Annotated in this window: 5 protein-coding genes; 1 reads left to right on the forward strand and 4 read right to left on the reverse strand. The window is 69.7% G+C overall.

Features of this window, described 5'->3' with window-relative positions:
* Positions 1–1,248 (reverse strand): hypothetical protein (locus AC36XV_RS05745; protein WP_492202726.1); only part of this gene is annotated, 1,248 nt, incomplete at its 3' end.
* Positions 1,249–1,510: 262 nt separating this feature from the next.
* Between AC36XV_RS05745 and AC36XV_RS05750 the strand changes: the two genes are divergently transcribed.
* Positions 1,511–3,643, forward strand: coding sequence for an amino acid permease (locus AC36XV_RS05750; RefSeq protein ID WP_492202727.1), 2,133 nt, complete (start codon positions 1,511–1,513; stop codon positions 3,641–3,643).
* A 70-nt stretch (positions 3,644–3,713) separates the two neighbouring features.
* Here AC36XV_RS05750 and AC36XV_RS05755 read toward each other — a convergent pair whose 3' ends face one another.
* The 3 genes from AC36XV_RS05755 to AC36XV_RS05765 all read right to left on the reverse strand — a co-directional run.
* On the reverse strand, positions 3,714–6,020 hold the full coding sequence (locus AC36XV_RS05755) for a tetratricopeptide repeat protein (RefSeq protein WP_492202728.1): 2,307 nt from the start codon (positions 6,018–6,020) through the stop codon (positions 3,714–3,716).
* Between the two features lie 156 nt (positions 6,021–6,176).
* A complete protein-coding gene (locus AC36XV_RS05760) occupies positions 6,177–6,965 on the reverse strand; it encodes a hypothetical protein (RefSeq protein WP_492202729.1) in 789 nt (262 codons plus the stop codon).
* Positions 6,962–7,259, reverse strand: a 298-nt coding sequence (locus tag AC36XV_RS05765; protein WP_492202730.1) for a hypothetical protein, incomplete at its 5' end; no start/stop codon positions are given. The genes AC36XV_RS05765 and AC36XV_RS05760, both read right to left, overlap by 4 nt.

The following is a 7,259-nucleotide window of genomic DNA, read 5'->3' on the forward strand; positions in this document are numbered from 1 at the left end:
CCCGGCGATCGTGCACGCCGCAAAGCCTGCCAGAAGGAAGAGGATCCACTCGACCGGAAGCCGATACCGGTGCTGCCACGGCACCAGGTAGTAGACCGGTGGAAAGGTGAGGAGTGGAATGAGCAGCGCCGCGGCACGCGGCGGAGCAATCCGGCGGAACACGAGCACGCCCCCGACGAGCGCCAGGGCGGCAAGCGAGACGAAGGCCAGACTCATCACCGGGTCGTCGAGTGGGCCAACCCAGAAGTGCCGGAAGCGGCGAGCGGTCAAGCGCAGGAACTCCCGGGGGTGATCCCGGATCCAGTCCACGGCCTGTCGGCGAGATTCCTTCATGTAGGCGGCCTCACCCATCTCGCGGACCCGGATCGCCTCGTCCCGGTGCGTGCGCGGGTGCGGCGGCCAGTGGTTGAAATGCGGATCGTCGATGTTCGCGGTGGCCCCCTCGTGGTTCCCCATTCGCAGCTCGAGGCCGAAATTCCCGCGCACGAAGATGACCGAGTCGAAGGCGCGGTAGTTCCGGACGCCCCACGGAAGACAGACCACGAAGGCTCCGAGGAGGACCACCGCAGCGGATCGCCAACGACCCGCATGCCGGAGCCACAGCACCTCGAAGGCGAGGTAACCGAGCAGCACTCCGAGCAGCGCCGGTTGCGCGTGGAAGGCGACCCCGAAGGCGGCGCCGAGGAGCAGGGAAGCGCCGGCCGACGGACCGGTGTTCACGTCCGCGACCCGGTCCCGACTCGGCCACGCATCCCAGCGCCGCACGAACGCCACCGCGAGCAGGCCCAGCAGCAGCGCCGCGACGTTGCCGCCGTGGGCTTCGGCCTGCGGCCACAGGGCGCCCGCCAGTCCTCCCACGAGGCCGGCCCGCCAGCCGAGGCCCGTCCTTTCCGCGATCCACGGAAGCAGCCCGAGTATGGCCGCCTGCAGGACGAAGCGGAGGATCCACGCCGCCAGCCCGGCGGCCAGGGTCAGTCCGAAGATCCGAATCATCAGCGCGAGGAGCAGCGGCGGGATGGGTGGAAGGTGGGTGGTCAGTCCGGTCGGCGCGGCGTACGGGTCGGCGAAGCGGCCCTCGGTGACCAGGGAGATCGCGATGCCCTCGATCTCCCAGTCCCCGTTCGGGCGAACCCAATCGGAAGGCAGCAGGGTGAGGAAGAAGAGGCGGACGGCGAGCGCGAGCACGAACACGGCGACACAGGACCGCCACGGAAAGGGCGCATCGCTCCGGTCCGACCTGGAAGCCATGGGACAGACGTCCACGTTCGGGAAGCCGGCTGGCGAGGGGGCCGACCGGGGACAAGATAGCGGCACGCGGAAGCGTGGTCATGGCTCGAGGGGCACGAACCGCACTTGCTTGGTCCCGACGGGCCGGGCGATACTGAGGAGGGTCCGATTCCCGGACCCGGCGTTGCCTCGAGCGCTTTCGCGGCACGGCCTCGCCCATGCAGCGCCGGGCGGGCCGCTCGGAGGGACAGAACCGGCAGGAAACATCGACGGTGAGGTGCATTTGAACGACCGGCCGCCGCGCCTCCAGAAGGAGCTCGGCCTTTACGACGTCTACGCGATCAGCACCGGGGCCATGTTCAGCTCCGGCTTCTTCCTGCTGCCCGGACTGGCGGCGGCGAAGACCGGTCCGTCCGTGGCGCTCGCGTACCTGGTGGCAGGCCTGTTCATCCTCCCGGCGATGTTCAGCGTGGCGGAGCTGGCCACGGCGATGCCGAGGGCCGGCGGCGCGTACTACTTCCTCGATCGGGCGCTCGGGCCGCTCGTGGGAACGGTCGGGGGGCTCGGCACCTGGCTGGCCCTCGTCCTGAAGAGTGCCTTCGCCCTCGTCGGTATGGGCGCCTACCTGACGATCTACTTCGACGTGCCGATCCAGCCGCTCGCCATCGCGCTGACGATCGTGTTCGTGTTCGTCAACGTGCTCGGGGCGAAGGAGACGAGCGGCCTGCAGCGCGTACTGGTGAGCGGGCTGGTCGGGATCATGGCCTTCTTCATCGTGCAGGGCCTGTACGCCATCTTCACCGGGAGCGCGGGGCCGGAGGCAGCGGCGCCCGCATCGAGCGGAGTCAGCGGCGAGACGCTCGGCGACCGCTTCACCCCGTTCTTCGCGTTCGGCTTCCAGGGGTTCATGGCCACGGTGGGATTCGTGTTCGTCTCCTACGCCGGCCTCACCAAGGTGGCCAGCGTGGCCGAGGAGGTGCGGGACCCGGATCGCAACATCCCGCTCGGGATGATCCTCTCCCTGATCACCGCGGCGGTCGTGTACACGGTGGGCGTGTTCATCATCGTCGCCGTGCTCCCGCCGGACGCCCTCCGGGACGACCTGAAGCCGGTCGCCACGGCGGCGCTCGCGTTCTTCGACTGGCTTCCCGGGGGGGCCGGAGTGATGCTGATCGTGATCGCGGCGATCGCGGCGTTCGCTTCCACGGGCAACGCCGGGATCATGTCGGCCTCGCGATACCCGCTGGCCATGGCGCGCGACCGCCTCGTCTCGCCCCGGTTCGGCAAGCTCGGCCGCTTCCACACGCCGACCTTCGCGATCGTCGTGACGGGTCTCCTGATGATCGGGTCGATCGTGTTCCTCGACGTCGAGGGGATCGCCAAGCTGGCGAGCGCCTTCCAGCTGGTCCTGTTCTCCCTTCTCTGCATCGCCGTGGTGATCATGCGCGAGAGCCGGATCGCGGGGTACGACCCCGGGTTCCGCTCACCGCTGTATCCGTGGATGCAGATCCTCGGCTTCGTGACGCCGTTCTGGCTGATCGCCGAGATGGGGGAGCTCGCCGTGCTCTTCACCCTCGGGCTCATCGGGGTGACGATCGGCTGGTACTTCTTCTACGGGCGCCCGCGCACCGTTCGCGCCGGAGCGATCTTCCACACCTTCGCCCGACTTGGCGAGCTGCAGCACGCCGGCCTCGACGTGGAGCTTCGGGGGATCGTGAAGGAGAAGGGCCTCCGGGAAGAAGACCCGTACGACGAGGTCGTGGCCCGTGCGGAGGTCGTGGAGCTGGGCGACGGGGCTCCGTTCAGCGCGGCGATCGCCGTCGCGGCCGAGCGGTTGTCGACCCGAACCGGCGTCCCGGCCGAGTCCCTGCGGATCGGTTTCGAGGAAGAGGTGGAGGCCGGCTTCATGCCCGTGGCGAAGGGCGCCGCCATGCCCCACCTGCGCATCGCGGAGGGGCTGGATCGTCCGATCATGCTGCTGGCTCGATCCGCGTCCGGGGTCACGGTGCGCAGCGAGGGCGAACAGGTCCACGCGATCTTCTTCCTGCTCAGCCCGGAGGACAAGCCCGGTCAGCACCTGAGGCTGCTGGGGCACCTGGCGACGCACGTGGACGATGCCGGGTTCGTGGAACGCTGGCTCGAAGCCCGGGAGCCGGACGAGCTTCGCCGCACCCTGCTGCGGGAGGAGCGCTCGCTGTCCCTGCGGCTGGACGTCGGGGGTCCGATGGAGTCCTGGATCGGCGAGGAGGTGAAGGACCTCGACCTGCCGAAGGACTCGCTCGTCGCCCTGGTCCGCCGCGGGGTGCACGGGATCATCCCGCACGGCGACACGGTGCTCGAGGAAGGGGACCGCCTGACGGTGATCGGCGGTCGCGAAGCGATCCGGGATCTGTCGACGCGCTACGGTCTGGGCTAGGCGCCCTCAGAGCAGCGCGATCCCGGGCCGGCCGGTGACGCTGCCGGTTCGTCGCGCGTGACTCCGTGACTCAGCCGGCCCGGAGCTGTCTGAGGAACTCCCGGGCCTCGCGGGCGGGCCGAAAGTCCGGGTCCGCCTCGGACCAGGTCTCCAGCGCCGTCTCGACTTCCGCGATCGCATCGTCCGTCCTGCCCTGGAGGTCGTAGAGGCGCGCGGCCACCATGCGGACCTTCGGATCACCGGGCAGGCGCTGCACCAGTCGGTCGACCTCCTCCTCCGCCTCGCCCGCCCGCCGGAGCGCGATCAGACAGTTGGCGTGCCAAGCCCGGAACAGGGTCGATAGCGGAGCCAGCTCCGTGGCCTCCCGGTACGAGGGGAGGGCCCGCGTGCAGTCGCCGTCCTCCAGCTGGGCGATCCGACCCTCGGCCCACCGGAGACGTGCCTGCCGACCGGGGGCGTTTCCGAATACCTCGTCCAGCCTCTCGAGTCCGGCGAGGTTCTCCCTCGCCGCAGCCAGGTCACCCAGATCGAGGTGGACGATCAGGGCCGGGACGTCGAGCGTCAGGCTCCACGGCTCCTCGACGGTGGCTCGGAGGCTGTCGATCTGTCTCAGCGCGTACGCGGTGCGGCCCCAGTCCGCCGAGTAGATCAGGGCCTCGGATGCCGGAACGAGCTGAACGGCCCGGATGGGCGGCTCGTACTCGCTGATCGCCTGCACGCGCCGCTCGTAGGCCTCCCGCAGTCCGGCGTACTGCCCGCGCCGGTAGTAGTAGGTCTCCTCGGTCCCGGCTACGGAAGCCCGCTCCGCCGGCGTGCGGACGAGACCGGCCATCTCTTCGATCCGCCGGGCGGCGTCCTCGTAGCGGCCTTCGGTCATGCCCAGGCCCGCCAGCTGGCCGACGACCGACGGGTCGTCCGGTGCGACCGTGCGGGCGCGCTCCAGCTCCTGTCTGGCCTCGTCGAAGTGCAGCAGGCTCGTGTGAACGGCCGCGACGTCGAGCTGGGTCTGCACGTCGGTCGGCTGAAGCTCGATGAGCCGGTCGTAGTAGACGAGGGCGCTGTCGTACTCCTCCTGCGTCCGGAATCCGGCCGCGATCGCCTGGTGCGCCTGCACGTTGGTCGGGTCGAGCACCAGCAGCGCCTTGAACTGCTCGATCATGCCGTCGGTGTTGCCCTGCATGGCGTACGCCTGGGCATACAGCTGACGCGCCATCGGGTCCTGCGGGTACAGCTCCGCCCAGTAGTTGGCGGTCTGAAGCGCGCCGGCGGGATCGGTGCGGAACACGAGGCGATCCACCATCTGGATGAGCAGGCGAGTGCGCTCCGGAAGCCGGTACGCGTACTTCAGCGCTTCCGCGATTCCCTCCCGGGCGGTCGCCTGGTCACCGAGCAGGAGAGCGGCCGAGGCCGAGGCGCCGTGCGCCATCGCGAAGGTGGGATCGATGCGCGTCGCGGAGTCGGCGGCGCCCCGGGCGTCGGCCAGTCGGTTCGCGAGCTGGGCCGGCCGGTAGCCGCTGAACGCCCGGAAGGCCTCCGGCGAATCGGTGAGCATCTCGGCGGCCGGCAGGTCGACCGATTCTTCGATCTGCCAATCCGGGATCCCGAGGTCCCGTCGCACATCCACCGACATCCGGTCCACCATCTCCAGCGGGTCCGTTCCGCGGTAGCTCCGCTCGGCCACCACGCGCGCGTTCCGGGTCTCGTAGAGGCGCGTGCGCACGGAGATCGAATCGCCGCGGGACTCGAGGATCTCTCCGGAGAGGAAGTGTCCGACTCCGCGAGACTCCGACAGCCTTCTCTTGAGGGCGAGAGGGACGTCGTGCGGGGCTTCGAAGCCGGCTTCCCGGAGCGGCTCGATCACCCGCGGGTCGAGCGGATCCACCGGGGTGACGAAGAGGTCCTGGCTGAGGTCCTGCGCGAGGCCCGTCCACAGGCCGGATTCCAGCCAGTCCAGATCGGGGTCACCCGACTCGTTGTCGAAGTCCCACACGAGCACATCGCGTCGGAACTCCGCCTTCGGGATCACCCGCTCCACGGTGTTCCCGGCGTCATCTTCCAGGAGGCGGACGGTCGTGGCGGCTCCCAGCTCCTGACCGCTGAACACGGTCATCAGGATCCCGCCGGCGGCCACCAGGTTGAGGCCGATGACGGCCGCGTCGACCTTCGTCCAGTCGTCCGCGCCGGGCGCGCCGTGTCGCCAGGCGAGCACGATGGCGCCGGGGAGCAGCAGGAGAAGCGTGGTGACGACGAAGTTGGTGAGCGTCGGGGACAGCGCGTACTGGTCCACCGCCCAGTCCGTGAACTCGAGGAGGACCCAGCTGCCGGCGAAGTACGCGCCGAGGATCTGGGGGACCCGCCGTCTGAGCAGCTGACGCATCTGTGGCTTCTCCGTTCGAGTCGAAAGACGCCGTGGTGGCGTTCCGCTCAATATAGATCGGGCGCGTCTCCCGTCCACGGCCTCGTCCGTGACAGATACACCCGGCTGCCCGCGTTTCTTCGCCGCGTTCGAGATCAACGGCTCCCGGGATGGATCCTACCGCGCGTTCCGGTCGGCCCCGTCCTGCCATCGTTCGAGGAATGCCCCTTCGGAGATCTCCAACAGCTCCAGCAGCTCGGTCTCCGTCGTCGCGAGGAGAGCTTCGCGAAGCGTCTCGCGTCCCCACCGTTCGTCGATGAACTGCACCATGGAGCCGGAAACGCCGTACCGGTATGGCCCCGACCAGGCGTTTTCGAGGCGCTCCGGCGCCGCGCCCGACTCGATCGCCTCGGCCGCCCGTCCCGCGTGGGAGATCTCGAGCTGGCCGGAGACGTAGGTGGCGAGCCCCTCCACGAACCAGCCAATCTCTTCCAGCAGCCCGACGTCCTCGGATGGATTCACCTGGCCGTGGTAGACGTGCACGGCCTCGTGGGCGACCAGCAGGCGCCGGTGCCCGGCGTCCGACGGGTCGTGTTCGCAGGCCTCCGCCGCCCAGACGTCGGGGGAGAGGAGGTACAGGGAATGGTCGTCCGCGGCCCCCACCATCCAGCAGGCCGTCTCCGGGATGCCCCAGGCCTCGCTCAGAGCCGCCGTGAACGCCTCGCGGCCGGCGAAGATCCGGACCGAGACCGTGTCTGGGAATGGGCCGAGCGTCTCGTCGATCCGCGCCTCCGCCCACGAGAGATCCGCCGCGATGGCGGCGATGGTGGAATCCGCGACGCCCTCGGCGTGGAGTCGGAAGGTGTGCGTCGGCTCTTGCCCGGCTGCGGGGACCGAGGAGCTCGCGACGCACGTGCCGAGCATCCACGCGAGCCTGCCGACGAACCGAAGCCGCGCCCCGATCAACGGTCACCGCCTTCGCCGCCGTTCGCTCCGACCCGGGCGCCCGTCCGGCGCCGATGGAGCCAGGTGATCCTCACGAACACCGCCAGGAACCAGAGGGCCAGCACGGGCCCGAGATCCACCGACCCGGCGTACGCGGGGCCCCTCGGGTAGGTGTCGAGGTTGAGGTATAGGAGGGCTGCCGAGGCGAGGATCCCGAACGCTCCCCAGATGCGGCCGAAGTCCCGGTGCTTCAGCATGGCGAACCCGATCAGGGCGCCGGCGCCGCAGATGAACACGTCCCACGCGACGTCGATC

It is taken from the genome of Candidatus Benthicola sp. (assembly GCF_058719085.1).

Bases quoted from the DNA above. Each gene is read 5' to 3' on its own strand.
- AC36XV_RS05755 (WP_492202728.1), bottom strand. From the start codon at position 6,020: ATGCGTCAGCTGCTCAGACGGCGGGTCCCCCAGATCCTCGGCGCGTAC.